This window comes from Sphingobium yanoikuyae (assembly GCF_034424525.1).
GTDB classification, from domain to species: Bacteria; Pseudomonadota; Alphaproteobacteria; order Sphingomonadales; family Sphingomonadaceae; genus Sphingobium; species Sphingobium yanoikuyae.
This window is the reverse complement of record NZ_CP139979.1, coordinates 1410644-1434966: the sequence shown is the minus strand read 5'-3', so window position 1 is coordinate 1434966 and position 24323 is coordinate 1410644. Positions and strand designations below refer to the sequence as shown.

At 65.9% G+C, this 24323-nt stretch carries 21 protein-coding genes; 3 read left to right on the top strand and 18 right to left on the bottom strand.

Going from position 1 to position 24323, the window contains the following annotated elements:
- Positions 1 to 11: 11 nt before the first annotated feature.
- The 13 genes from U0025_RS06635 to U0025_RS06575 form a co-directional block, all read right to left on the bottom strand.
- Positions 12 to 1907: an XrtA/PEP-CTERM system amidotransferase gene (locus tag U0025_RS06635; RefSeq protein ID WP_004212161.1), complete on the bottom strand. Its 1896-nt coding sequence runs from the start codon at positions 1905 to 1907 to the stop codon at positions 12 to 14.
- Between the two features lie 10 nt (positions 1908 to 1917).
- Positions 1918 to 3453, bottom strand: coding sequence for an exosortase A (gene xrtA / locus U0025_RS06630; RefSeq protein WP_004212160.1), 1536 nt, complete (start codon positions 3451 to 3453; stop codon positions 1918 to 1920).
- The gene (locus tag U0025_RS06625) at positions 3450 to 4679 is read right to left on the bottom strand and encodes a TIGR03087 family PEP-CTERM/XrtA system glycosyltransferase (protein ID WP_004212159.1); all 1230 of its coding nucleotides are present in this window, start codon (positions 4677 to 4679) and stop codon (positions 3450 to 3452) included. Before U0025_RS06625 ends, xrtA begins: the two co-directional genes overlap by 4 nt.
- Positions 4676 to 5749: a FemAB family XrtA/PEP-CTERM system-associated protein gene (locus U0025_RS06620; RefSeq protein WP_004212158.1), complete on the bottom strand. Its 1074-nt coding sequence runs from the start codon at positions 5747 to 5749 to the stop codon at positions 4676 to 4678. The genes U0025_RS06625 and U0025_RS06620 overlap by 4 nt, the downstream gene beginning before the upstream one ends.
- Before the next feature lie 60 nt (positions 5750 to 5809).
- Entirely contained in the window at positions 5810 to 6880 is a 1071-nt protein-coding gene (locus U0025_RS06615; RefSeq protein ID WP_004212157.1) for a FemAB family XrtA/PEP-CTERM system-associated protein, read from the bottom strand.
- Positions 6877 to 7725, bottom strand: a complete 849-nt coding sequence (locus U0025_RS06610; RefSeq protein ID WP_004212156.1) for an XrtA system polysaccharide deacetylase — start codon at positions 7723 to 7725, stop codon at positions 6877 to 6879. The genes U0025_RS06615 and U0025_RS06610 overlap by 4 nt, the downstream gene beginning before the upstream one ends.
- 32 nt (positions 7726 to 7757) lie before the next feature.
- Positions 7758 to 8978, bottom strand: coding sequence for an XrtA/PEP-CTERM system-associated ATPase (locus U0025_RS06605; RefSeq protein ID WP_004212155.1), 1221 nt, complete (start codon positions 8976 to 8978; stop codon positions 7758 to 7760).
- Positions 8979 to 9036: 58 nt separating this feature from the next.
- On the bottom strand, positions 9037 to 10641 hold the full coding sequence (locus U0025_RS06600; RefSeq protein ID WP_004212154.1) for a TonB-dependent receptor: 1605 nt from the start codon (positions 10639 to 10641) through the stop codon (positions 9037 to 9039).
- Positions 10638 to 11576 (bottom strand): AAA family ATPase, encoded by a 939-nt coding sequence (locus U0025_RS06595; protein WP_004212153.1) that lies wholly within the window; start codon positions 11574 to 11576, stop codon positions 10638 to 10640. The genes U0025_RS06600 and U0025_RS06595 overlap by 4 nt, the downstream gene beginning before the upstream one ends.
- Before the next feature lie 14 nt (positions 11577 to 11590).
- Positions 11591 to 13111: an XrtA system polysaccharide chain length determinant gene (locus tag U0025_RS06590; protein ID WP_004212152.1), complete on the bottom strand. Its 1521-nt coding sequence runs from the start codon at positions 13109 to 13111 to the stop codon at positions 11591 to 11593.
- Positions 13112 to 13113: 2 nt separating this feature from the next.
- Positions 13114 to 13758 (bottom strand): XrtA/PEP-CTERM system exopolysaccharide export protein, encoded by a 645-nt coding sequence (locus U0025_RS06585; RefSeq protein ID WP_004212151.1) that lies wholly within the window; start codon positions 13756 to 13758, stop codon positions 13114 to 13116.
- 130 nt (positions 13759 to 13888) lie between these two features.
- Complete coding sequence (locus U0025_RS06580; RefSeq protein ID WP_004212150.1) at positions 13889 to 15121, bottom strand: pyridoxal-dependent decarboxylase, exosortase A system-associated; 1233 nt, start codon at positions 15119 to 15121, stop codon at positions 13889 to 13891.
- Complete coding sequence (locus U0025_RS06575) at positions 15118 to 16665, bottom strand: acyl-CoA ligase (AMP-forming), exosortase A system-associated (RefSeq protein ID WP_004212149.1); 1548 nt, start codon at positions 16663 to 16665, stop codon at positions 15118 to 15120. Before U0025_RS06575 ends, U0025_RS06580 begins: the two co-directional genes overlap by 4 nt.
- 48 nt (positions 16666 to 16713) lie before the next feature.
- On the opposite strand from U0025_RS06575, the gene U0025_RS06570 reads away from it, so the two are divergent.
- Positions 16714 to 17718 (top strand): GNAT family N-acetyltransferase, encoded by a 1005-nt coding sequence (locus U0025_RS06570; RefSeq protein WP_004212148.1) that lies wholly within the window; start codon positions 16714 to 16716, stop codon positions 17716 to 17718.
- A gap of 27 nt (positions 17719 to 17745) precedes the next feature.
- Positions 17746 to 18033: an acyl carrier protein gene (locus U0025_RS06565; RefSeq protein WP_004212147.1), complete on the top strand. Its 288-nt coding sequence runs from the start codon at positions 17746 to 17748 to the stop codon at positions 18031 to 18033.
- A gap of 57 nt (positions 18034 to 18090) precedes the next feature.
- Here the strand turns inward: U0025_RS06565 and trxB are convergent, their stop codons facing one another.
- The gene (gene trxB / locus U0025_RS06560; RefSeq protein WP_004212146.1) at positions 18091 to 19053 is read right to left on the bottom strand and encodes a thioredoxin-disulfide reductase; all 963 of its coding nucleotides are present in this window, start codon (positions 19051 to 19053) and stop codon (positions 18091 to 18093) included.
- Between the two features lie 201 nt (positions 19054 to 19254).
- Here trxB and U0025_RS06555 point away from each other — a divergent pair, with 201 nt between their 5' ends.
- The gene (locus tag U0025_RS06555) at positions 19255 to 19971 is read left to right on the top strand and encodes an alpha/beta fold hydrolase (RefSeq protein WP_004212144.1); all 717 of its coding nucleotides are present in this window, start codon (positions 19255 to 19257) and stop codon (positions 19969 to 19971) included.
- Between the two features lie 11 nt (positions 19972 to 19982).
- Here U0025_RS06555 and U0025_RS06550 read toward each other — a convergent pair whose 3' ends face one another.
- The 4 genes from U0025_RS06550 to U0025_RS06535 all read right to left on the bottom strand — a co-directional run bounded on the left by U0025_RS06550 (position 19983) and on the right by U0025_RS06535 (position 24068).
- Positions 19983 to 20720, bottom strand: coding sequence for a hypothetical protein (locus tag U0025_RS06550; RefSeq protein WP_004212142.1), 738 nt, complete (start codon positions 20718 to 20720; stop codon positions 19983 to 19985).
- Positions 20721 to 20747: 27 nt separating this feature from the next.
- The gene (locus U0025_RS06545; protein ID WP_004212141.1) at positions 20748 to 21614 is read right to left on the bottom strand and encodes a transglutaminase family protein; all 867 of its coding nucleotides are present in this window, start codon (positions 21612 to 21614) and stop codon (positions 20748 to 20750) included.
- 20 nt (positions 21615 to 21634) lie between these two features.
- Positions 21635 to 22567, bottom strand: coding sequence for an alpha-E domain-containing protein (locus U0025_RS06540; protein ID WP_004212140.1), 933 nt, complete (start codon positions 22565 to 22567; stop codon positions 21635 to 21637).
- A 91-nt stretch (positions 22568 to 22658) separates the two neighbouring features.
- Positions 22659 to 24068: a circularly permuted type 2 ATP-grasp protein gene (locus U0025_RS06535; protein ID WP_004212139.1), complete on the bottom strand. Its 1410-nt coding sequence runs from the start codon at positions 24066 to 24068 to the stop codon at positions 22659 to 22661.
- Between the last annotated feature and the right edge of the window lie 255 nt (positions 24069 to 24323).

Below are 24323 nucleotides of genomic sequence, written 5' to 3'. Positions count from 1 at the left end.
TTGCAAGGGGATCACGCGCCGAACAGCCGGCCGAGCGCCTTGTCGAGCATCACCATTTGCCATAGCAGCCGGCCATGGTCGGCCACGCCGGCCTTGTGGTCGGCCGCGACCTTGGCCAGCATCTTCGTGTCGAACCAGCCGGTGCGGGCCAGCGCCGAGCCGCCGGCGACCGCCGTCGCCTCGCCCGCCAGCGCGCCGCGGAACCAGGCGCTGATCGGAGTCACGAAGCCCATTTTCGGGCGGTAGAGAATATCCTGCGGCAGGAAGGGCTCCATCGCCTTCTTCATGAGATATTTGCCGCTATTGCCGCGAATGCGCTGGGCGACTGGCAGGCGGGCGGCAAATTCGACCAGCCGATGGTCGAGCAGCGGTTCGCGCGCCTCCAGGCTGACGGCCATGCTCATCCGGTCGCTCTTGGTCAGGATGTCGCCGGGCAGCCATATGCGGATATCGGCATATTGGGCGCGATCAAGTGGATCGCGCGCCGGGGCATTGGCCATCGCCTTGATATAGCGATCCTCGGCGCGATAGGCGCCCAGCCGGCTCTTCATGTCCTGGCTGAAGAGACGCTGACGCAGCGCATGGGGCGTAACCCCGACCGAGGCAGCATAGGCCTCGCCACCATCGCCGGCCAGTTCGAGGAAGGTCGATTTGGCGCGCAGCGGGCGTGGCGCCCAGTCGGCCTTGGGATAATAGCGGCCGAGCGTCCCGAACAAGGGTTCGCGCACCGAAGCGGGGATCAGGCCGCGCAGCCTTTCCCCCTGCATCTGGAAACGGTGGCGGCGATAGCCGGCAAACGCCTCGTCCGCGCCATCGCCGGACAGGGCCACCGTCACCTGTTCGCGCGCCAGTTCGCAGACCCGGTAGGTGGGCAGCGCGGAGGCATCGGCAAAGGGTTCGTCGAAATGGAAGGCCAGCGTGTCGGCCAACCCATAATCATCGGGTGATACGATGCGCGTACGGTGATCGGTGGCGAAGCGCCGCGCGATCCGGTCGGCATAGGCGGTCTCGTCCAGGCTGGCGACGTCGAAGCCGATCGTGCAGGTCTTGACCGCCTGGTTCGACGCCTCCGCCATCAAGGCAACGACGCTGCTGCTGTCGACGCCGCCGGACAGGAAGGCGCCGAGCGGCACGTCGGACACCATGCGCGAGCGCACCGCCTGACGCATCAGCGCGACCAGTTCCTCCTCCAGCGCCTCGGGCCTGGCCTTGCTGCGATCGGCAAAGCTGATGTCCCAGTAACGCTGCGGATGGGGCAGCGGACGGCCGCGCACCAGCCGCAATGTCTCGCCCGCACCCAGCTTGCGCACGCCCGCGACCATGCAGGCATCGTCGGGGACATAGCCATAGGCGAGATAATCCTCGACCGCGCTCAGGTCCGGCGCACGGCGGAGCAAGGGGTGCGCGAGCAGGCTCTTCAATTCCGATCCGAAGATCAGGCTGCCGTCCGACAACAGGGCATAATGGAGCGGCTTCACCCCCAGCCGGTCGCGCACCAGCCAGAGCGACTGGGCGCGCGCGTCGAACAGGGCGAAGGCGAACATGCCGTTGAAGCGATTGACGCATTCCTCGCCCCACTGGCGATAGCCGTGCAGGATGACTTCGGTATCGCTGTCGGTACGAAAGACATGGCCCTTCGCCTCCAGTTCGGCGCGGACCTCGGCGAAATTGTAGATTTCCCCGTTGAAGGTGACGACCAGGCTTTCATCCTCGGTCAGCATCGGCTGGCCGCCGCCGCCAAGATCGATGATCGACAGGCGCAGATGGCCAAGGCCCACGCCCGGCGCGGTCCAGATGCCGCTGCCGTCCGGGCCGCGATGCGGCATCACGTCCAGCATGGCGCGCACCCGCGCAGGATCGACCGGCTTGGCCGTTTCGAGATGGAAGATGCCCGCAATTCCGCACATTGTTACGGTCCTAGCCTATGCCCGCGCTGCGGTCAGCCAATTCCTTCACATTGCCCAGATCGCGCAGGAAGGCGGCGATTGCCGCATCGGAGGGATGGCCGGGATGTTCTTCGGCGGAAACGAGGATCGCGACCGAGCGCGGATCGCGGCCGAGCAGCCGGGCGAGCATGGTCTGGATCTTCACCTCCGGCTTGCTGCCGGTCGGTGCGCCCTGCCCCACCACATAGAAGCTGACAACATGGCGGACGAGCGGGCCGGGACCGGTGATCTGCTCGCCGCGTGCGTCGGCGGGCGCCGGTGCGGGTGAGGACCAGGTCCATTCCTTGTCGGGGTCGACCGCGCCCTGGCCGAAACCAACGAGTTCGCGCTTGTCCTCCTGCCGGTCAAAGGCGGCGACGACGAGGTCCACGACCTGTCCCTGCGCATTGGCATAGCGGCCCGAGATGAAATGATCGGCGCCGTCGAAGCGTGGTTTCCAGGGATAGGTCTGGGCGGCACTGGTGCGGGTCCAGCCCGGCACCGTCGGCAGATCGATGCGCGACGGCAGCGGACGGGCAGTGGCGGCGGTGGCCGCCAGCCAGAGCGGCGCGGCAACGATGACGCCAAGCGCGATGGCCGCCATCATGCCGGCGGGCGCCTGCCGCCGGACGGGACGCTGCAGCGGCACGGGATCGAACCAGGGGTCGCCGGGCTTGCGATCGAAGAACGGCCAGGCCGTCGCCATCACGATGATCATGATGATCGCGAAGAAAACCCAGCCATAGACGACATGGTCGAAACCGACGGCGGCATCGACCGTGGTCAGATGGGCGACCAATATGGTGGCGAAGGCGCGCACGCCATTGGCCAGCACCGACAAGGTGAGCGCCCCGGCCATGAACAGGATGCGGCGCGGCCAGCTCTGGAAGCAGACATTGCAGACCAGCGCGCCATAGGCGGTCATGGCGATCAGGAACTTGGCGCCCGAACAGGCCTCTGCCACCTCGAAATAGCCGGTCGGGGTGGTGATGAAGATGCCCTCCATATGGGCGGGCACGCCGGCCAGCGTCAGGAACATCATCGAGAGATGCGCCGTCACCAGCTGGAGATGCGGCACGATCTCCTCACCGAAGGGGACCATGAAGAAGGCGTAGAAGAGCGGGAAGAGCAAGGCGCGCGCCACCATCGGCCCGAGCAGTGCGATCACCGCGCCCTGGAGCATCATGACCAGCGCACCATGGCGGACCATTGCGACGCCCGCCGCCGCGCCGAGCAGCCAGGCAAAGGCGCCAAGGCCCAGCCAGATCAGGCCCGGCGGCCAGGCGACCGGCTCCAGTTGACGCAGGCCGGGCAGACGCTGCTGCACCAGCCAGGCGATGAGGATCGGGATGAAGAGGCAATGGCCGAAGGTGGAGGCGTTCCACCAGATCGAGACCATCGAATAGAGATCGTCGAAGAAGAGCGTCAGGATGGCCGCGGCCACCACGCTGAGCGCGGTCAGATGACCACGCCAGCCGGCAAGGCCCATGCGCGGCATGTCGGCAAGGGAACGGGCGCGATCGGTCATGCGGCCTGCGGGTCGGCCTTGCCCGGCGCGCCGAGCAGCAGGTTGGGCAGACCGCCGAGCGTCGCCGACCAGCGATAGCGGTCCTCGACACGGCGGCGGGCGGCGAGGCCGAGCTGTGTCCCTCGCGCCGGATCCGCGAGCAGCGACAGGATCGTCCGGGCTTCGGCCGCCGGATCGGCGGCGATCAGGAAATCGCGGCCATCGACCGCATCAATGCCTTCGGCGGCCTGAGGCGAGGCGACGACCGGACGGGCCATCGCCATCGCTTCCAGCACCTTGTTCTGGATACCCCGTGCGATGCGTAGCGGCGCGACCACCAGATCGGCAGCGGCCAGCCAGCCGCGCACATCGGGCACGCCGCCGGTAACGATGACGCCGGGGAGATCGGCGAGCGCCTGCACCGGCTTCGACGGGTTGCGGCCGACAATGGCGAAGCGCGCGTCGGGGCGCGCGGCCTGAATGGCGGGCAGCGTCTGGCGCGCGAAACTCTCGACCGCCTCGACATTGGGGCGATAGTCCATCTGGCCGGTGAAGACGATCAGCGGCCCTGCGCCCTTATCGACGGCCGGGAAATCGGCCGCGGGGTCGAAATAGTCGAGCGCCACGCCATTTTCGAGCGCGACGATCCGGTCGGCGCCAAGGCCGCAGGCATCGCGAAACAAGGCCGCTTCGGCCTCGCTGACGAAGCTGCAGATATCGGCGCGGGCCGCGACCTGCCGCTCGAAATCGAGCAGCACGCGGCCCTCGCGCCGGTTGATCCAGCCCATCGGACCGGAACCCTGTGCGCCATAAGCGGCATATTTGGCCGAATCGAAATCGACGAAATCCATCAGGAACCGCACCCCCGCCGGCAGCATGGGCACGAAATGCGCCATCTGCGCCGAATAGGCAATCACGGCGCGGATCGGCCGTTCGGCCATGACCTGCGCGACCCAGCGATGCAGGCCCGGATGATCGAACAGCGACACCAGCAGCGACTGGCCGCGCGCCAGGCCGGTCAGGCCGGCAACGATGCGCGAACGGTCGCGCATCAGCACGCACTGGCTGGCCGTCAGTTGCGCCATGTCCGGGGCAAAGCCCATGTCGCGATCATCATCGGCAAAGCAGCCGACATGGACCGGCGCCATCTGCGCCAGCCGCTGAAGCAGATGATAGGACCGGATCTTGTCGCCCCGGTCGGGCGGGAACGGAATACGATGGCAGAGGAAAAGAAGCTCGCCCGTCATCCAAGGCCCCGCGCGATATGCGGACCGATCAGGTTCGCGACGGGCAGCGGCAGCTTCTTCCACAATTCCACCTTGCGCCGATATTGCGGCGAGAGCGGATTGACGTCGCGCGTCTCCTTGCCCGGCGCGGTGCGTAGATGATAGCCGAGCGGATCGCCCTCGAAACCCCAGGTCTTCTTCCAGGCCGCGGGGCCGGTGCCGACTTTCGACCGGCCGAAGTCGAAATGGGTGAGGCCGCGCTCGCGGGCCTGACGCATCAGGGTGAAATAGAGGACTTCGTTGGAGCGCATCGCCCGCGCCTCCAGCCCGGCGCCATGCCAATAGGGCATGCAGGCGCCGCCATGATAGAGGCTGATGACCGCCGACAGGGGCTTGCCGTCCTTCGATACCATGGCGATGTCCGCATCCGCCCCGAACCGGTCGAGGATGGCATCGAACAGCGCGCGCGGGAAGACCGGCGTGCCGAGATTATGGACGCTCTGGCAATAGAGGCGATAATGGATGTCGCGCAGCCGCTGGTCGCGGCCGGTCTCGAACTGGAGGTCGTTACCGAGGCCCTTGCGGATTTCCGCGCGGTGGCGCTTGGGCACGGCCTTCAGTTCCGCCTCGTCATCGGCGGCAAGCGCGCGGGAGAAACCGAGATAGGCGTCGGCCTTGTTCTGCCATGAGGCGCCACCGGGCGCTTCGCCGCCGCGCAGTTCCAGCGTGTCGCAGCCCAGCCTTTCCGCCTGATACCAGGCGGCATCGGCCAGCTTGGCGATCGCCTTGCGATGGGTTGCGAGGATGCCGCCATCGACCGCGAAACCGCTGCCGACGAGCGCCTTGCCGAACAGGGCCGAACGGATATGGGTCAGCGGCAGCACGCCGTTGATCTCGCCCGCGGGCGTGCGGGCGACCAGCATGATCGCCTTCTGGCCGGTGCCGGCCTCCACACCCATGATCCAGGCTGGTCGATGAAAGGGCGTCGAGCCCGGCTGGGCGCAGACCCAGGCATCGATTTCCGCCACGACAGCCGGATCGGACAGGCGCGCCTCTCCGACGATGACGCTCAGATCGACAATCGCATTCATCTGCTCATTCCCTCAGTACCCTGGCACCAACATAGGCCCAAAGGGCTGAATATATGGTAATCAGCCAAGACCCCGACTGATCATCGGCCCCAGCAGATTGGCGACCGGCAGCGGCAATTTCTTCCACAATTCGATCCGGCGCTGATATTTTGCACTGGTCGGGCTGACGTCGCGCAACTGGCCGGTGGGCGACCAGTCATAATAGACGAGCGGCTGCGGATCGAAGCCGAAGCTTTTCTTCCAGGCGGCCTGGCCGCTGCCGACCTTGGACCGGCCAAAGTCGAACAGGCCGGCGCCGCGCGCGCGGCCATGGCCCATCAGGCGGTAATACATGAGTTCGTTGGACCGCAGCCGGCGCGCATCGGCGCCGCCGCCGCCCCAGAAGGGCATGACCCGGTCGCCATGATAGAGGGTGAGCACCGCTGAGACCGGGCGATCGCCATCGCGCACGATGCTGATGTCGGCATCCGCGCCAAAGGCGGCGATCACCTCCCGGAAGAGGCGCGCGGGGAAGACCGGGGTGCCGAGGTTGCGGACGCATTCGGCATAGATGCGATAATGGTCGCGCAGATGCGCCGGGGAGCAGCCATGATCGACGCTGAGCGCCGGATTGGCGAGCGCCTTGCGCAGTTCGGCGCGGTGCTTGCGCGGAATGGCAAGCAGTTCGGCCTCGTCATCGGTGGCGAGCGGGCGGACGAAGGCGACATGCTCGCCCTCGCAGACGCGCCAGCCCTGGCCGGGCGCGACACCGCCGCGCAGTTCGACCGGCACATCGCCGCGCGCCCGCGCCTCATTCTGGGCCGCAGCAGCCAGGGCGGCGATCACGGCCGGATCATCGGCCAATATGCCACCATCGACGGCAAAGGCGGCGGATACCAGAGCCTGGCCGAACAGGCGGCTGCGCACATGCTGGAGCGGCAGCAGGCCGCAAATCTGGCCCGAGGGCGCGACCGCCGCGAGCATCAGCGCCCGGTTCGCGGTCGCCCGCTCAATCGCGATCAGCCAGGCCGGACGATGGAAGGGCGTGCTGGCGCCATGGGCCAGCACATAGGCATCGGCCGCCTGCGTCTGCGCCGGATCGGCAAGGTCCAGCGTGGTGATCGCCAGATCAGCCCGATTGCCCGCGATCATGCGGCGCGCGCCGCTTCCTGCGCGATCAGTGCATCGACGCGGGTCCAGGCGAAATCCTGGGTCAGGCGGCGCAGCTTGCGGGCCATAACCGAAAGATTGGTATAATGGCGCACCCGCGAGCGCAGCGGCGCGCCGGCGACGCGCGGCTGATCCGGGTCGATTTCCCAGGGGTGGAAATAGATGATGGCGGGCCGCTGCGCCTGCCCGTTCACCTGGCGGATCGCCCAGCGCGAAAAGCCATAGGGCAGCAGGCGGAAAAAGCCCCCGCCCCCGGCCGCCAGCGTGCGCTGGCCCAGCTTTGCCGTGGTCACCGGCAGTTCGAGCAGGTCCGATCCGGCCACCGGCTTCCAGGCGAAGCGCGGCGAGTCGGGCCAGCCATAATGGTCATGCCGGATCGGCGCGACGCTGCTGGAATAGGCATAGCCTTCCTCAGCCAGGATCGGATGCGCCCAGGGCGTGCGCGGGTCGATCGAGAAGCTGGGCGCGCGATAGCCCGACACCTTCTGTCCGCTCGCATCCTCCAGGATCGCGCGGGCCTTGCGCAGGTCGGCGCGAAACTGTTCGGGGGTGAAGGTGAAGACGCGGGCATGGTCATAGCCATGGCTGGCGACTTCATGCCCGGCTTCGGCAATTCGGCGCATCAAAGCGGGATAGCGTTCGGCGACCCAGCCCAACGTGAAGAAGGTCGCGGTAACGCCAGCCTGCGCGAACAGGTCCAGCACCGCATCGGTGTTACGCTCGACGCGATGCGTCAGCCCCTCCCAGTCGGAACGGTCGATCGTCCGCTCGAAGGCGCCGACCTGGAACCAGTCCTCGACATCGACGGACAGGGCATTGTGCATCATGATCTTGTCCCGGTGTTGCCGCGCGGGCGCGATCAGGCGGCGTTACGCTCCGGATCGGCGGCGCGTTCGTCGCGCTCGACCCAGTCGACCAGCAGGGTCAGCACGCGGCGCAGCGCCGCATCCTGTTCCTCGACGCGGAATTCGAGGCCCGACAGGCGCTCCTCGATCAGGGCGAAACAGCCCTTGAGCGCTTCGGGATCGACCGTCGGCGCGGCGTAGGAGGCGTGGTTCTGCATCGCGCGCAGGGCGGCGATTTCGGCACGCAGCGCCTCAATCTCCTCATGCACGGCGGGCGGTACGAGATCGGGCTGCGCCGGCGCCTGCCAGGCAACCGCCTGCGGCGCGGCGGCAGCGGCGACCGGTTCGGCCGGTGCGATCGGTTCCGGCGCGGTTTCGCCGGCACTATCCAGCACGGACGGCGCGATCGGCTCGGCGCTGACATCCTCGTCCACGCCCATATCCTCGATCACCGCCTGGACCGCCTGACCGTCAATCTCGGTCAGTTGCTCCAGTGCGCCCAGCAGCAGCACGCGGCTGACCAGCGCGTTGATGCGGCGCGGCACGCCGCCGGTGGCGGCATAGATGGCGTCTAGCGCATCGTCGGTGAAATAGGGATTGCCGGTCCAGCCAACCAGCGTCAGGCGATGGCTGATATAGGGTTCGACCTCCTGCGGCAGCATCGGGTCGAGATGATGGGTCGCGATCACGCGCTGGCGCAGCTGCTCCAGCTCGGGCGAGCGGACAAGGTCGCGAAATTCGGGCTGGCCGAGCAGGAATATCTGCAGCAGCGACTGACCGCCCAACTGGAAGTTGGACAGCATGCGCAGTTCCTCGATCGCCGAAACCGGCAGGTTCTGCGCCTCGTCCACGATCAGCAGCGAACGGCGGCCGGCGCGGGCCTGACCCTGCAGATAGGCCTCGATCTGGCGCAATATCTGCGCCTTGGCGACGCCGTCTGTGGCAAGGCCGAAGCTCTGCGCGGCAAGGCGCAGCATGTCGTCGCCCTCGACCTGGGTCGACACGATCTTGGTCGCGGTCAGGCGCGCCGGATCGATCGTGCTCATCAGATGGCCGACCAGCGTCGTCTTGCCGGCGCCGATGTCGCCGGTGATGACGATGAATCCCTCGCCCTGCGCCAGACCATAGCCCAGATAGGACAGCGCCTTGCGATGCGTCGTGCTCTCGAAATAGAAATGCGGGTCCGGCGTCAGCTGGAACGGGCGCCCCTGCAATCCATAGAACTGATCGTACATCTGTCGTCTCCATCCGGCCGACCGGCGTCGTACAGACGCCGTTATAGCCCGAATTTCCTTAAAAGCTGTAACGCAGGCCGACCTGGCCCATCGCGTTGATCAGCGTGTCAAAATCATCCGCCTTCGCCGCATCGACGCCGAGCGAAGCCGATGCCGTAAGTTTCCTGGTCAAGCCCCTGAAATAGCTTGTGAAGGCACCATAGTTCAAGACATCGGCGCGCGCGCCGCTGGCATCGAAATAATTGATGTAGACCGCCGTATCCAGGGAATCGCGATCGTTGAACGCGTAAGTGACGGTGCCATTGCCATACCAATTCTGGTCGCGGGTGCCGCTGATCAGCACGCTCTGGGTCGTCGGCGTGATGAACTTGCGGTTGGAATAGCCGCCGCCCAGACCAAAGCCCCAAGGGCCGCGCCGGGTGGAATATTGGCCGGCGACGCCACGATAGCGGAAATTGGCGCCGGTGATGCCGGCCAGCGCATCGTTGAAACATTCGCCCCCGCCGGTCGGCGAGAAGGCGCAGCCGGTGAGATCGCCGGTGAACGGATTGCGCGGCACGATCAGGTTGGTGCCAGTGAAGGCCGCGGCATCCGCCGTGATCATCCGGCCGAAGCTTTCAATGCCGTCGAACACGGCGATGCCGATGCTGCTGTTGCGGCCCTGCCAGGTGAACTGGCCCTGATAGGACATGCCGCCATAGCGTTCGCCCACCGTCGCCTTGAGCGACGTGCGGCGATTGGGCCGCCACAGCACGCCCACATCCCAGATCAGGTCGCCGAAATCATAATAAAGTTCGCGCGGCGAACTCTTGTCGGTGACATAGCGGCCATTGCGGATGATCGGCACGCCATCCTCGTCCAGCAAGGGCGCGCGCTGGCTGATCTCTATATCCTCATAGCCGATGCCGCCGAGCAGCGCGACCGTGGGCGAAACCGGCATGATCGCATCGACCCGGCCCCAGACATCCTCGAACCGCTGGTCGAGCTGGCTGGCATCCTCGCGGCTGTAGCCGGCGCTGGCGGTCAGGCCGACCGGCAATATGGTGCCCGGCGCAAAGCCGACGGAGCCATTCAGATCATGCGACCAGCTTTGTGCGAAGGAGCCGTTGGCGATCGCGGCGCTGGGGACATTCACATCGACATCATCATCGACGCGGGCAAAGCCCAGCCGATAGGAAGCCTTGATGTCGAGATCGCCGACCTTCGTGGCGTAGCTGGGCCCGATATAGCCGCCCCAGATCTGGCTGGTAAAACGGTTGTCGATCGCCGCAGCGCCCGAATAGCCGTCGGTCCGCACGCGCGAAGCGATGCCTCCGGCCTGCAGGGTGAGTTCGGGGGTCAGCTTGTAGCCGGCATTGGCGATACCGCTCAGCACGTCGGAATCGGTCGCGTGGCCCCAGCCGAAACTGTGCATATACTGGACGTCCGCCGCGGCATTGAGCCGACGGGTCTGGACCTCCACCGTCACGCCGGCGGTGAGATTGGTGTAGGTCACGACGTCGCCGTCGCCCTTGAGCGGCACCATCACCACCTGGTCGATACCAAGATAAGGCGTGACATCGACCTTCCTGGTCGACACGGGCGTGCCTTGCGCCAGCGCCGGGGCGCTGACACTGGCAAGCACCAGCAGCGAGGTGCCGGCGATCAGGGCGCGCGCGGTCATCCCGCCTCCCCCTTGCCATAATAGGAACCGAAGCGACGGGCGCCGCCGGTGTAGCGGACGGCGTTGAGCAGCAACTGGACCTGCGCCCCGCCCTTGAGCAGCGCGGCCGCCTCCCGCAGCGCGCTTTCCGACGTCTTGTCGGCCCGCACGACCAGCAGCGCGACCGCGACATGGCTGGCCAGCACGGCGGCGGGCGAGGCCGCGAGCAAGGGCGGCGAATCGAATACGATGATGCGATCGGGCCGACCCTCGGTCAGCCGTTGCAACAGCATTTCGGTGCGCGCGGAGGCGAGATATTCGGTGTCGGCATGGCTGCGCTGGCCCGCCGGCAGGACCGACAGCGAGGGAATGTCTGTGCGCAGCACGCAATCCTCGATCGCGACCAGCGGATCGGCGAGCGCGTCCATCAGCCCCGGCCCGGCCTGCAGGCCCAGCGTCTCGGGGATGCCGGGATTGCCGAAATCGGCATCGACCAGCAAAATCTCGCGATCCTGTTCGGCCGCCAGGCTGAGCGCCAGGTTGATCGCGCAGAAGGTCTTCCCCTCGCCGCTATGGGGCGAACAGAGGAGGATGCGGTTGCCGCGCGGATTGTCCTGAAGATGGGTCAGCAGCCCGCGCTTGAGCAGGCGGAACTCCTCGCTCATCGCGGTGACCGGCGCGCCAGGCACCAGGAAGCCGGCTTCGGTCAGCCGGTCGCGATCAACTGGCTGGGCCGGGCTGGTCCAGGACTGCGCGCGGAAGATCGGCACCTCGTCGGACATGACCGGGGCCGGCGCCGGCGGCGCGGGATCGAACATCGGCGGCGGTGGCGGCGCATCGGCCGGCACATCGACGGCCGGCGCCGCACGACCACGCAGGGCCGCCTGGAAATCGAAAATCTCGGTGGCGCGTTCGATCAGCGAGCCGCGGCCCTTGATGGGGCTATGCTGGTTCATGGGATCAGGCTCCTTCACGCCGTACCGCGCTGGATGAATTCGACGACGATCAGCAACAGACACAGGGCAGCCAGGCCGCCGCTGGCGCCCGCAAACCATTTCATCCGCTGCTTGTCGAGAGCGACCTGGGCCGTACTGGCGACCTGGGTGATCGACCCGGCGACCGGAATGCCCACAGCCCGTTCCAGACGGGCGGCCGTCGGGAAGGTGCCCTTGAGCTGGCCGATCGCGAAGGCGACGCCAATGCCGGCGCCGATGCCGAGGATCAGCACGCCCAGCAGCAGCAGCGGCCGGTTGGGTGCCGCCGGCGCCGTCGGCAGGCTGGCGGGCTGAAGCACGCTGAACTGCACCGCACCGGTTTCGGTCTTCACGTCGCCACGCAGGCGGATTTCCTCGCGGTCGGCGAGCAGCTTGTCATATTGGGTCTGGAGCGCAGCATAATCGCGATCCAGCTTTTCCTGTTCGGACGCCACGCCCGGCTCATCGATCTGATGCGCGGTCATTGTGTTGAGATCGGCCTGAAGCTGCGCCTTGCGGGTCGACAACGCCTGCACGGTGGCGGCGCGCTCCGCCTGCATCGACTTGATCGACAGATAGGCGGGGTTGGGCGTGCCGGCAGCGGCAGCGCCACTGGCGCCGCCCTGGCGACGCAGATTGTCGACCTGCCGCTGGGCGGCGATCACGTCGGGATGGCTGGCAGTCCAGCCGCGCGCGCGCATGCCGGCGAGTTCGGCCTGGGCCTGGGCCAGCGGGGATGCACCGCCACCGACCGCCACGCCCGGCAGCGTCGCCGGGGTGCCAGCGAGTTGGCCGTTCATTGCGCTGAGCGCGCTCTGCGCCTGCACCAGCTGGGCATCGATATTGTTGATCTCCAGACGGGCCGCATCCATGCGCTGGCTGATCGTGCCGGCGCCCGGCAGCACCCCGGCATAGCGCTGGGCAAATTCGACGCGCCGCTTGTCGGCGGCTTCGAGCTGCTTGCCGCGACCGGCGATCTGCTGGTCGAGGAAGGCCAGGCTCTGGCGGGTTTCGGTGCGGCCGCCAGTCAGATTTTCTTCCTGGAAGATGTCGATCAGCTTCTGCACCACCTGCTGGGCGATGCGGGCATTGGCGCCATCCGACAGGCCGCTGTCGGCCGAGGTCGCGCTGATGTCGATCATGCTGGGGTCCGCCTGGGCCAGCACGGTGATATGCTCACGCAAGGTGGTGATCTTGCCCGCCACGTCGCGCGGCCCGGAAATGGTCTGGGCGAGATCCGTGCCACGCACGACCTTTTCCAGATTTTCCGCGCTCAGCAGCGTCTGGCGCACCCGGTCGAGATCCTGCTGGGACTGGACCTGGGTGATGCCGATCTTGTCCTCCAGCAGCGACTGGGTGTTCACATAGACCCGCGCCTTGGATTCATAGCCATTGGGGATGAGCGACACGCCCAGCCAGCCCAGCATACACACGCCCCAGGCCACGGCCAGCGCGATCCAGCGCCGGCTCCATATGCCGTGGAGAAGGACCAGCAGCTCGTCGTACAGACCCGCCATGATCAGAACATGCTTTCCGGAATGATGATGACGTCGCCAGGCGCCAGCATGACATTGGCCTTGGTGTCGCCCTTCTTGAGCAGGTCGCCGATGCGGACCTGATATTCCTTCTGCTTGCCGCTCGCCTTGTCGAAGCGGACCAGCCGGGCGCGATTGCCGGACGCATATTCGCTGAGGCCACCGACCGAGATCATGGCGTCAAGCAGCGTCATGTTCGCGCGATAGGGGATGGAGGCCGGCTTTTCGGTCGCGCCGACGATCCGCACCTGCTGGCTGTAGGTGCCGGAGAAATTGTCGACGATCACCGACACCAGCGGATTTTCGATATATTGCGACAGCGCCAGCTTGATGTCGTCCGACAGCATCTTGGGCGTCTTGCCGACGGCCGGCATGTCGGTGATCAGCGGCGTGGTGATGCGGCCATCGGGACGCACCTGCACCTTGGCGCCCAGTTCCGGGTTGCGCCAGACGAAGATGGTCAGGTTATCGAGCGGGCCGATGATATATTCCTCGCCCGGCCCCTCCTGGGTCGCGACGAAGGATGCGGGGGGAAGCTGCGGCGCGGAGCCGGTCGAAGCGCAGCCCGACAGGGCCACCGCAGGCAGCGATGCACCGATCAGGAGCCTGGAAATCCGCTGGAAACGCATAAAATTCACCCCTTCATACCATCATAGCCGACGCGCGACCGGAAAAAATGATCGCGTGCAGGCCCATGGCTTCATCCTCGTCATGCCGGAAAAGGGTAAAGATAGGGTTAGGCCTGCTGTCGGACATGGATTAGCCAAGTAATAGTTCACGAGGACTTGGGTGGCCAAGAAAGGCCGCGGGACTTGCCGACGCACCATAGGCACCGGCAAGGAAGATCGCGATGAAATCGCCGACATCGACTGGCGGCAACGCGACCTTTTCGCCCAACCGGTCGATCGGCGTGCAAAGGCAGCCCACGACATTGACCGGCTGGGTGGTCGGTTCGCGCCCGAAGCGGTTGGCGACCGCGATCGGATAGTTGCGCCGCACGACCGTGCCGAAATTGCCGCTGGCGGCCAGTTGATGATGCAGCCCCCCGTCCACGACGACGAAGGTTTCACCCTGGCTCTGCTTCACGTCGACGACACGGGTCAGATAGATGCCCGCCTCCCCCACCAGCCAGCGGCCCAGTTCGATCGCGAATGCACTGTCGGTCAGGATATCGGGCAGCGCGTTGAGCGCGGTGTCGAGCGCGACGCCGATCGGCCGGATGTCCAGCCGCTCGTCGCCGGGGAAATAGGGAATGCCGAAACCGCCGCCCAGATTGACCAGAGGCGGCGCGACGCCGACGGCGTCGGACAGGCGCGCCGCCAGATCGATGGTCGCCGCCTGAGTCTCGATGATCGCCATCGGGTCGAGCGCCTGGCTGCCGGCGAAGATATGCCAGCCGCGCCAGTCCGCGCCGCCATCGATCATGGCACGCGCCAGCGCGGCCGCGCGATCGGCATCAATGCCGAACGGCTTGGCCCCGCCGCCCATGCGCATGCCGGACCCTTTGAGGTCGAAATCCGGGTTCACCCGCACGGCCAGGCGCGGCACCTTCCCCAGACGCTCCGCCACGGTCAGCGCGCGCGCGCCCTCCCCCTCGGACTCCAGGTTGATGGTGATGCCGGCATGGATGGCGGCTTCCAGTTCGTCATTGCGCTTGCCCGGCCCGGCAAAGCTGATCCGTGCCGGGTCCATGCCGGCCTCCAGCGCCATCGCCAGTTCCCCGCCCGAGGCGATGTCGAACCCGTCGACCAGCCCCGCCATGCGCGAGAGCAGCGGCGCATAGGGATTGGCCTTGATCGCATAATGAAGATCGATCTTCTTGGGGATCGCCTCGCGGAAGCGACGCACCTGCGCCTCGATGATGCCCATGTCATAGACGAACAGCGGCGTGTCGCCCGCTTCGTCGACCAGGCTCGCCGCGCCGCAGCCGCCAATCAGCAGCATGCCTTCTTCCTCGGCGAACCAGGCGGGAATGGGGCCCATGGGCTTCATGACGCATACTCCTTGGCCAGCGCGACTCGATCGATCTTGCCATTGGGGTTACGCGGGAACTGTGCAAGCACTAGCGTCTCGCGCGGCTGCATGAAATTGGGCAGTTCGGCCTTCAGATGGGCGGCAACAGCCGCGACAACATCAGGATCGGCAGCGCGCAGCAGCAGCAACACCGCCTGTCCCAGCCGCTCATCCCTGACACCGAGGGCAACAGCCTCCGCCACGCCGGGAACGGCGACCGCCGCCTCCTCGATCTCGGTCGGGCTGATGCGATTGCCGGCCGACTTGATCATCGCATCGTCGCGGCCGACGAAATAGAGCAGGCCATCCGCGTCGCGGCGGACGGTGTCGCCGGACCATACGGCCGTGCCGCCATGGCGCGAGGCGGATGGCGCCGGCTTGAAGCGCTCGGCGGTGCGCGCCGCATCCTGCCAATAGCCCTGCGCCACCAGCGGCCCGGCATGGACCAGTTCGCCCGGCTCTTCATCGTCGGCCAGCGTGCCGTCGGGGCGGACCACCAATATCTCGGCAAAGGGAATGGCAGACCCCATCGAATCCGGGTGACTGTCGACCAGAGCAGGCGACAAATAGGTGGAGCGGAAGGCTTCCGTCAGGCCATACATGGGATAGAGATCGGCCTGCGGGAACAGCGACCGCAGCCGCGCGACCAGCGGCCGGGTCAGCGCCCCGCCGCTATTGGTCAGGCGCCGGAGCTTGGTCGCGATCTCCGTCGGCCAGTCCAGTTCGGTGAGTTGCACCCAGAGCGGCGGCACTCCGGCCAGGGTGGTGATGTCCCAGCGATCGACCGCCTTCACCACGTCGCGCGGGGTCAGATAATCGAGCGGACAGGCGCAGCCGCCCGCATACCAGGTGGAAAGCAGCTGGTTCTGGCCATAGTCGAAGCTGAAGGGCAGCACGCACAGCGTCCGGTCCTCCGGCGCCAGCTCCAGATAATGGGCCACCGACACCGCGCCGAGCCAGAGATTGGCGTGGCTGAGCATCACCCCCTTGGGCCGGCCGGTCGATCCGCTGGTGTAGAGGATGGCGGCCAGAGCATCGCGCGCGGCATCGGACGGCGGCAATGCCGCGCCGCCGCTCATCCCCGCCGCCGCATCATCCTCGCGATGGAGATGGCAGCCAGCCGGGACGTCGCCGGGGGCCAGCGTCGACAGGCGGCTGGCCGTGCCGATCAGCAGCGCCGCGCCGCTATCGGCCAGGATATGAGCGACCTGCGCATGTTTGAGCAGCGGATTGATGGGGACATGGACAAGCCCCGCGCGCGGCGCGGCGAGCGGCATCAGCGCCGCGACCGGCCCCTTGGCCACCCAGCTGGCCACCCGCGCGCCGGGCGCGAGGCCAAAGCCCGCCAGCCATCCGGCGAGGCGACCAAGTGCCTGTTCCAGTTCGGCATAGTCCTGCGCGCCCGACCGCCCCGCCAGCGCCGGCCGTTCCGGATCGCCACGCAGCAGCAGATGGTCTATCGGCTGCACATCGGCATCGTCGATTGGCGCCTTGGAAGCCAACAGGGGGTCGCTTAACGTCATGTCCAGAATTAGGTCCTAAGGGCAGCTAAGGTGCCGGGAGATAATAGGTTGCTGGTCCCAAGGGAATATCGGACGCTGTCGGAAGTGCGGTCGGCGATCGGCGGCCGGATGGACCGCGTCCATATCGACAGCCTGTTCGACCGGCTGGACTGGTTTGAAACATTGCACCCCCTTTGCCTTGGCGACACCCCGCTCAGGGTGTTCCAACAGACAGAGGACGCCTGCGAGGCCTGGTTGTTCCTTCTCGCGCCCTCGGCTCGTCGCCTAACTGCCCTTGCCAATTGGTATAGTTTCGCCTGGAGCCCGATTTTCCTGGGCGCGCCGGACGCGCGGCAACAGGCCCGGCAGCTGGAAAATATCGCCCGCCATCTGCTGCGCGAACAGGCGCAGATCAACCTCTATCCGCTTGCCCTGCCCGGCCCGCTGATCGGCGCCTTTCGCCGCGCCGGCTGGTTCGCGGTGCAGCGGCCGATGGGCGGCCGATATCTGCTGCACGTCGATGGCCGGGATTTCGCAACCTATTGGGCGCAGCGCCCCGGCCGGCTGCGCAACCAGGTGCGGCGCAAGGCCCGGCAGGGCCGTTATGACCTCAGCATCCATGACAAGCTGACCGACGCGCTGTGGCAGGATTATGTCGATGTGCAGGCGCATAGCTGGAAGGCGCCCGAGCCTGGCCTCGACTTCCTGCGCGTCCTGGCGCAGCGGGAAAGCGATGCCGGCACCTTGCGGCTGGGCTTTGCCCGGCTGGACGGCCGCGCCGTGGCGACCCAATTATGGACGGTGGAGCATGGCACGGCGCTGATCCACAAGCTGGCCCATGACAGCGCCCAGGACGAAGGATCGCCCGGCACCTTGCTGAGCCATGCGATGTTCGCCCATGCCATCGACCAGGACCGGGTCGCGACGATCGATTATGGCACCGGTGACAATGACTATAAGCGCGAATGGATGGACGAGCGCATTCCCCTCCATCAGATCGACCTGTTCAATCCGCGTCGCGCATCCAGCTGGATTCCCGCCGCGCGCACCTGCATTTCCGCGCTTGTCGGATAGGCGGCGAGCCATTAGATAGCCGCCATCATGCGGGCGCAAACCACTCAGCCGGTCGACCGGACAGACGATATCGAAACCCTGGTGCGGGCGCTTCTGCGCGACGTGCTGAGCCTGTCGCAGGAGCGGGCCGATGCGTTCGACGCCGACACGCCGCTGTTCGGCGCCCTGCCCGAACTGGACTCGATGGCCGTCGCCGGCCTGCTCACCGAGATGGAAGATCGCTTCGACATCCTGATCGAGGATGAGGATATCGACGGCGACACGTTCGAGACTTTCGGCACGCTGGTCGCCTTCCTGCGCGCCAAGCTGGGCTGAAAGCCGCCTTTTCTCCAAAAAATTCGGGCTGAGCCGTTTCCGGCCCAGCCCTTTTTCTTACGCTTCGACCAGTTGCTCGAAGTCGGCTTCGGCGAGGAAGCGTTCGACGTCGAGGGCGGCCATGCAGCCCATGCCGGCTGCGGTCACTGCCTGGCGATAGATCTTGTCGGTCACGTCACCGGCCGCGAAGACGCCGGGAATGGCGGTGTGGGTCGTGCCCTTCTCTACCACGATATAGCCTTCATCGAGCGGCAGCTTGCCGTCGAACAATTCGGTCGCGGGGTGGTGGCCGATCGCGACGAAGCCGCCATCGGTCGGCACATGCGACTTCTCGCCGGTGACGGTGTCGATCAGGTCGACGCCAACCAGACCTTCGGGCGTACCACCGCCGACGAACTTATCGACCGCCTTGTTCCACAGCACCTTGATGTTGGGATGGGCGTGCAGGCGCTGCTGCAGGATCTTTTCCGCGCGCAGCGAATCGCGGCGGTGGATCAGGGTCACGTCATGGCTGTGGTTGGTGAGGTAAAGCGCTTCCTCAACCGCGGTGTTGCCGCCGCCGATGACCACGACCTTCTTGCCGCGATAGAAGAAGCCGTCGCAGGTGGCGCAGGCGCTGACGCCCTTGCCCTGCAGATGCTCCTCGCCCTCGACGCCCAGCCACTTGGCCTGGGCGCCGGTGCAGATGACCAGCGTGTCGGCGACATAGAGAGTGCCGCTGTCGCCCTTCAGCTTGAAGGGCCGTTCGGACAGGTCGACGTCGACGATCTGGTCATACATCATCTGCGCGCCGACATGTTCGGCCTGGGCCTGCATCTGCTCCATCAGCCACGGCCCCTGGATCACATCCTTGAAGCCCGGATAATTTTCGACGTCGGTGGTGATGGTCAGCTGGCCGCCCGGCTGCATGCCCTGCACGACGATCGGCGCCAGGCCCGCGCGCGCGCCATAGATGGCGGCGGACAGGCCGGCCGGGCCGGAACCGAGAATGAGCATGCGGGTGGAGTGGGTGGCGGTCATCGATAATTCCAGCTGCGATTCGTGTGGCCGCCAGAGATAGGCCCTGCCAGCCCCCGCGCAAGCAGGAGTTGGGCAGGAGATTTGCTTGGGACGACCAAAGCTTGAACCGCAGCATCGCCGAGGCGTTACACAAGCCGCGTTGTCTTATGATCCGCAATATATCACAAATGACGGGTGGAGATGGAATGGGAGAGACGGAGCATGGCGACATTCGTGCTGGTGCATGGCGGGGGACATGGCGGCTGGTGCTATCAGAAGGTCGCCCGGCGACTGCGCGCGGCGGGGCGTGAGGTGCATTGCCCGACGCTGACGGGCCTTGGCGAGCGCGCCCATCTGCTCAACGCCGACATCGATCTCGACACGCATATCCAGGATGTGGTGGCGCTGATGACGTTCGAGGGGCTGGAGGATGTCATCCTGGTCGGCCACAGCTATGGCGGGATGGTGATTACCGGTGTCGCCGATCGCGTGGCCGAGCGCATCCGCGAACTGGTCTATCTGGATGCCGCCCATCCCAGGGGCGGCGAATCCCTAGAGATATTGGCGCCAGCCCAGATGGAGCCGACCCGCGCCATGGGCCGCACCGTCGACGGGATCGAACTGGTGATGTGGCCCTTCCCCGGCATGGCGGGCTTCTTCGGCATCACCGATCCGGCCGATGTCGCCTGGACCGAGGCGCGGCTGACGCCGCATCCGTGGAAATGTTTCGGCCAGCCGCTACGGCTGGAAAATGGCGACGCGGCGTTTCGCCTGCCGCGCACCAATATCAATTGCACCCATGCGTTGCAGAACAGCCCGGACGAGGCCCGCGCCCGCCAACTGGAAGGCCATCGCAATTTCGAGATCGACACCGGCCATGACCTGATGATCACCGAGCCGGAGGCGGTCGCGACCATGTTGCTGGAGGTGGCGGGCTAGGCCCCCTCCCCTTAATCGAGGACGTTGGGCAGATCCTCGAACCCCTTGCGCAGGGCGGCGGACCAGCCCTGCGAGATCATGGCGAATTCCTCATTGTCCGCCTCGATCCGGGTGCGGACGCGGAAGTCGAACGTGTCGGTCTCGATCACGGTGAGGTCGAGCGGCATGCCGACCGACAGGTTGGACCGCAGGGTCGAGTCCATCGACACCAGCACCGCCTTGGTCGCATCCTCCAGGCTCGTCTCGCGCTGGATGATGCGGTCGAGGATCGGCTTGCCATATTTATGCTCGCCGATCTGAAAGAAGGGCGTGTCCTCGGTCGCCTCGATGAAATTGCCGGCCGAATAGATGAGATAGAGGCGCGGCTTGCCGCCCTTGCGCTGGCCCGCGATCATGATCGAGGCGCTGGCGGCCGATCCGTCCATGGCGATGCTCTCGCGGTAGCGGCCCTGCATGGTGCGCATCGCGTCACCCACCAGCTGCGCCGCGCGGTGCATCGTGTCGCAATTGAGGATGGTTTCGACCTCCGGGTCGCTCTCCGCCTCGCGGATCGCGCGCGACAGCATCGTCTTCACCCCCTGGGTGATCGACAGATTGCCCGAACAGAGCAAGGTGATCGCCCGTTCACCTTCGACATGATAGGTGAAGCTTTTCCGGAAGCGGGCAATATTGTCCATGCCCGCATTGGTCCGGGTGTCCGACAGCATGACCAGCCCCTGATCCACGCGTACCGCCACACAATAGGTCATCGCCCCGAAGTCCTGCTTATCTCTACCCTAGGAGCGGGGCGTGGGCGTGCTCTGCTGTTGCTGGCGTTGCAATTGCCGTTCCTCGACTCCGTCTTCCGCCTGCGCGATCCGGACATCGGCGTCAATGCTGATATCGCCCGCGACCGTAACGGAGCCCCGTATCGGGGCAGCTTCGTCGGCATCCAGACCACTGGCCAGGCGCAGATAGCGTTCAGTGACGCAGACCCGGTTGGACGGATCGAAGCCGACCCAGCCCAGCCCCGGCACCAGCGCTTCGGCCCAGCCATGGGTTTCGTGCAGCAGATCGCCCTCGGCCGCGAGCAGATAGCCCGAGACATAGCGGGCCGGCACCCCCAGCAGGCGCGCACCGGCGAGGAAGATCTGGGCGTGATCCTGGCACACGCCAGCACCCAAAGCAAAAGCCTGCGCCGCGGTCGTGTCGGCGCCGGTCACGCCCGGCCGATACTGAACGGCATCGCTGATCGCGGCCGAGAGGGCATGGAGCTGCGCCAGCGGCCCGTCGCCCTCGGGAAGAGCCGCGACCATGGCGCGGATCGCATCCGACGCCCTGGTCAGCGGGGTGTCGCGCAGGAAATAGCGGGCATCGACCCGGCATTGCGGCAGGCCGCCAATGCCATGCGTCTCGCGCGTTTCGACCAGCCCCTCGGCAACGATCACCGCCTCGTTCAGGCTGTCATGGCGGACCCACACCGCCTCCATCTCGCCATAGCTGTTAGGACGGAAATTGGTCAGCGCCTCGCCATTTATGCTGACCTGCCAGTCATGGACCTTCTGGCCCGGCGTATCGACCGGCACCAGCTTCAGCCGCATGGCGACGCGGCCGGCCGAGGCGGGATAGCCATAGACGGTCTGGTGACGGACGAGCAATTTCATGGCGCGCTTCCCCTCCCCCTTCAGCCGAAATGATAGGTTTCGGCGATTTCGACGCCGAGCCGGTTGCTCATCATCAGGCTGTACTGCACCGTTTCATGCAGGCCGCGGCGGAAAATCTCGCCGGCGTCCAGTTCCTCCAATTCACTCACCAGCTGCTTCACCGTGTCATGACAGGTGCCGCGCGCATTGTGCCAGCCGGCCAGCCGGTTGAGCCGATAGGCGAGCTGATCGCAGCAATAGGCGACGCTGCGCGGAAACAGCCGGTTGAGCATCAGGAAATCGGTGATCTGCCAGGGCGTATAGGTGCCGCCATAGACATGATGATAGGCGCGCGCGCCCGACAGCGCATAAAGCACCGAGGTCCATTGATAATGGTCGCGATTGCCGCCGATCACCTCGGTTTCGGGCAGCAGCACATAATATTTCACATCGAGCAGCCGCAGCGTCATCTGCGCCCGCTCCAGCGCCGATCCGCAGCGCAGGAAATCATGGCCTTCATTGCGCAGCTGGCCCGAATGGGCCGCGCCGCGGAAGGTCATGACGCGGGTCTTCACCCAGTCGATCAGCGCCGGCAGCTGCGCCTTGGCCTCGGCCACGTCATAGCTGTCGAGCTTGCGCCAGCCGTCGTTCAGCGCCTCCCACATATCCTGGGTCAGCATGGTGCGCGCCGACTTGGCGTTGGCGCGGGCCTTGAGCAGGCAGGAGCGGATCGAGCTGGGATTGTCGGCGTCCAGCATCAGGAAGGACACGACATCGCTTTCCGTCACCGGCACGCCGTCGGGGAATTGATGACCGGCGCCGGTCGCGCGCACGACCGATCGCCATTCGTCGCGATGATGCGCGCCCGGCAGGATCGCCATGCGCTGTCCCATCGACAACAGCCGGGCGGTGGCTTCGGCGCGCTCCATATAGCGCGCCATCCAGAAGAGATTTTCGGCGGTCCGGCTCAGCATGTCTTGGCTCTTTTCACCGTGGGGGCCGGCGTCGTTGCGCCCGGCCCGGCATCATCAGGGGCAATCGGAAGGAAGGAAGCGGTCGCGCCCATCAGTCCTGCAACACCCAGGTATCCTTGACCCCGCCGCCCTGGCTGGAATTGACCACCAGCGACCCTTCGGTCAGCGCCACGCGGGTGAGACCACCAGGGACCAGCCGCAATTGCTTGCCGACCAGGCAATAGGGGCGGAAATCGGCATGGCGGCCGACGACACTGGCCGGGCCGAGCGTCGGCACGGTCGACAGGTCGAGCGTCGGCTGGGCGATGAACTCGCCGGGATTGGCCTTGATCCGCTCGGCATAGGCCTCGACCTCGGCCTTGCTCGCCTTGGGGCCGATCAGCATGCCATAGCCGCCCGAACCATGGACTTCCTTGGCCACCAGTTCGTGCAGATGCTCCAGCACATAGGCCATTTCGTCGGGCTTGGAGCATTGCCAGGTCTGGATATTGTCGAGGATCGGCTCCTCACCCAGATAGAAGCGGATCATTTCCGGCACATAGATGTAGACCGCCTTGTCGTCGGCGATGCCCGATCCGGGCGCCGACGCCAGCGTCACGCCGCCATTGCGATAGACACTGAAGATGCCGGGGACGCCGAGCAGGCTGTCGGGCCGGAAAACCAGCGGGTCGATATATTCGTCGTCGATGCGGCGATAGATGACATCGACCGCCTTTGGACCGAGCGTCGTCTTCATCCAGACCCGGTCATTGTCGACGAACAGGTCGGCCGGCTCGACCAGTTCCACGCCCATCAGGTCGGCAAGGAAGCTATGCTCATAATAGGCGCTGTTGAGCGAGCCGGGCGTCAGCACCACCACCACCGGATCGCCCTTGCAGGCAGGCGGCGCGACTTCCTTCAGGCTCTTGAGCAGTTCGGCGGGATAATCGTCGACCGGCGCGACCATGCCCTGCGCGAACAGTTCGGGGAACATGCGCGTCATGATCTCGCGATTTTCGAGCATGTAGGACACGCCCGAGGGGGTGCGGCAATTATCCTCCAGCACCTCGAAGCTGCCCGGCCCGGTGCGCACGATATCGATGCCGACGATATGGCTATAGACCTTACCCGGCGGGGTGAAGTCGGCCATTTCGGCGAGATAGGCGCTGTTGCGATAGATGATGTCGGCCGGCATGATGCCCGCCTTCACGATCTCGCCGCGATGATAGACATCATGCAGGAAGGCGTTGAGCGCGCGGGCCCGCTGGCGGATGCCCTTGTCGAGGATGCGCCATTCATTCGCAGTGAAGATGCGGGGCAGCAGGTCGAAAGGGATCAGTCGTTCAGGGTCGCCGCCCTCGCCATAGACGGCGAAGGTGATGCCGATGCGCCGGAAGATCGCTTCTGCCTCATCCATGCGACGATTGAGCCCGGCTATGCCTGTCCGTTCCACCCATTTCTGCACTTCGTCGTAACAGGGGCGCAGCGAACCATCAGGCTCAAACATTTCATGGAAGGGCAAGTTGTCGTTCCTCCCTCGGCCCTCGGCCGGTTGTGCATTGCAACAATAGTGCGCCGCATCGTTGCGATTGCAAGTCAAAAATGGCGGAGCGGAAAAAGCGTTCCGTCGGCCATGTCGGGATTGCGGAAATAGGTCGCGCCGATCGTTTCTACGCGCGCAAACTGGCGCGCGACGGGGCCTCTGGCGGGGCGTTCAAAAAAGAATGCAGATTTTTGCAATCGCCCCGTTGACCACTGTCCATCCCCTGCGTATAGC

What these genes read in the sequence shown, in the direction of transcription:
- U0025_RS06635 (WP_004212161.1), bottom strand. Translation starts at nt 1,907, where the DNA reads ATGTGCGGAATTGCGGGCATCTTCCATCTCGAAACGGCCAAGCCGGTC.
- xrtA (WP_004212160.1), bottom strand. Translation starts at nt 3,453, where the DNA reads ATGACCGATCGCGCCCGTTCCCTTGCCGACATGCCGCGCATGGGCCTT.
- U0025_RS06625 (WP_004212159.1), bottom strand. Translation starts at nt 4,679, where the DNA reads ATGACGGGCGAGCTTCTTTTCCTCTGCCATCGTATTCCGTTCCCGCCC.
- U0025_RS06620 (WP_004212158.1), bottom strand. Translation starts at nt 5,749, where the DNA reads ATGAATGCGATTGTCGATCTGAGCGTCATCGTCGGAGAGGCGCGCCTG.
- U0025_RS06615 (WP_004212157.1), bottom strand. Translation starts at nt 6,880, where the DNA reads ATGATCGCGGGCAATCGGGCTGATCTGGCGATCACCACGCTGGACCTT.
- U0025_RS06610 (WP_004212156.1), bottom strand. Translation starts at nt 7,725, where the DNA reads ATGATGCACAATGCCCTGTCCGTCGATGTCGAGGACTGGTTCCAGGTC.
- U0025_RS06605 (WP_004212155.1), bottom strand. Translation starts at nt 8,978, where the DNA reads ATGTACGATCAGTTCTATGGATTGCAGGGGCGCCCGTTCCAGCTGACG.
- U0025_RS06600 (WP_004212154.1), bottom strand. Translation starts at nt 10,641, where the DNA reads ATGACCGCGCGCGCCCTGATCGCCGGCACCTCGCTGCTGGTGCTTGCC.
- U0025_RS06595 (WP_004212153.1), bottom strand. Translation starts at nt 11,576, where the DNA reads ATGAACCAGCATAGCCCCATCAAGGGCCGCGGCTCGCTGATCGAACGC.
- U0025_RS06590 (WP_004212152.1), bottom strand. Translation starts at nt 13,111, where the DNA reads ATGGCGGGTCTGTACGACGAGCTGCTGGTCCTTCTCCACGGCATATGG.
- U0025_RS06585 (WP_004212151.1), bottom strand. Translation starts at nt 13,758, where the DNA reads ATGCGTTTCCAGCGGATTTCCAGGCTCCTGATCGGTGCATCGCTGCCT.
- U0025_RS06580 (WP_004212150.1), bottom strand. Translation starts at nt 15,121, where the DNA reads ATGAAGCCCATGGGCCCCATTCCCGCCTGGTTCGCCGAGGAAGAAGGC.
- U0025_RS06575 (WP_004212149.1), bottom strand. Translation starts at nt 16,665, where the DNA reads ATGACGTTAAGCGACCCCCTGTTGGCTTCCAAGGCGCCAATCGACGAT.
- U0025_RS06565 (WP_004212147.1), top strand. Translation starts at nt 17,746, where the DNA reads ATGCGGGCGCAAACCACTCAGCCGGTCGACCGGACAGACGATATCGAA.
- trxB (WP_004212146.1), bottom strand. Translation starts at nt 19,053, where the DNA reads ATGACCGCCACCCACTCCACCCGCATGCTCATTCTCGGTTCCGGCCCG.
- U0025_RS06555 (WP_004212144.1), top strand. Translation starts at nt 19,255, where the DNA reads ATGGCGACATTCGTGCTGGTGCATGGCGGGGGACATGGCGGCTGGTGC.
- U0025_RS06550 (WP_004212142.1), bottom strand. Translation starts at nt 20,720, where the DNA reads ATGACCTATTGTGTGGCGGTACGCGTGGATCAGGGGCTGGTCATGCTG.
- U0025_RS06545 (WP_004212141.1), bottom strand. Translation starts at nt 21,614, where the DNA reads ATGAAATTGCTCGTCCGTCACCAGACCGTCTATGGCTATCCCGCCTCG.
- U0025_RS06540 (WP_004212140.1), bottom strand. Translation starts at nt 22,567, where the DNA reads ATGCTGAGCCGGACCGCCGAAAATCTCTTCTGGATGGCGCGCTATATG.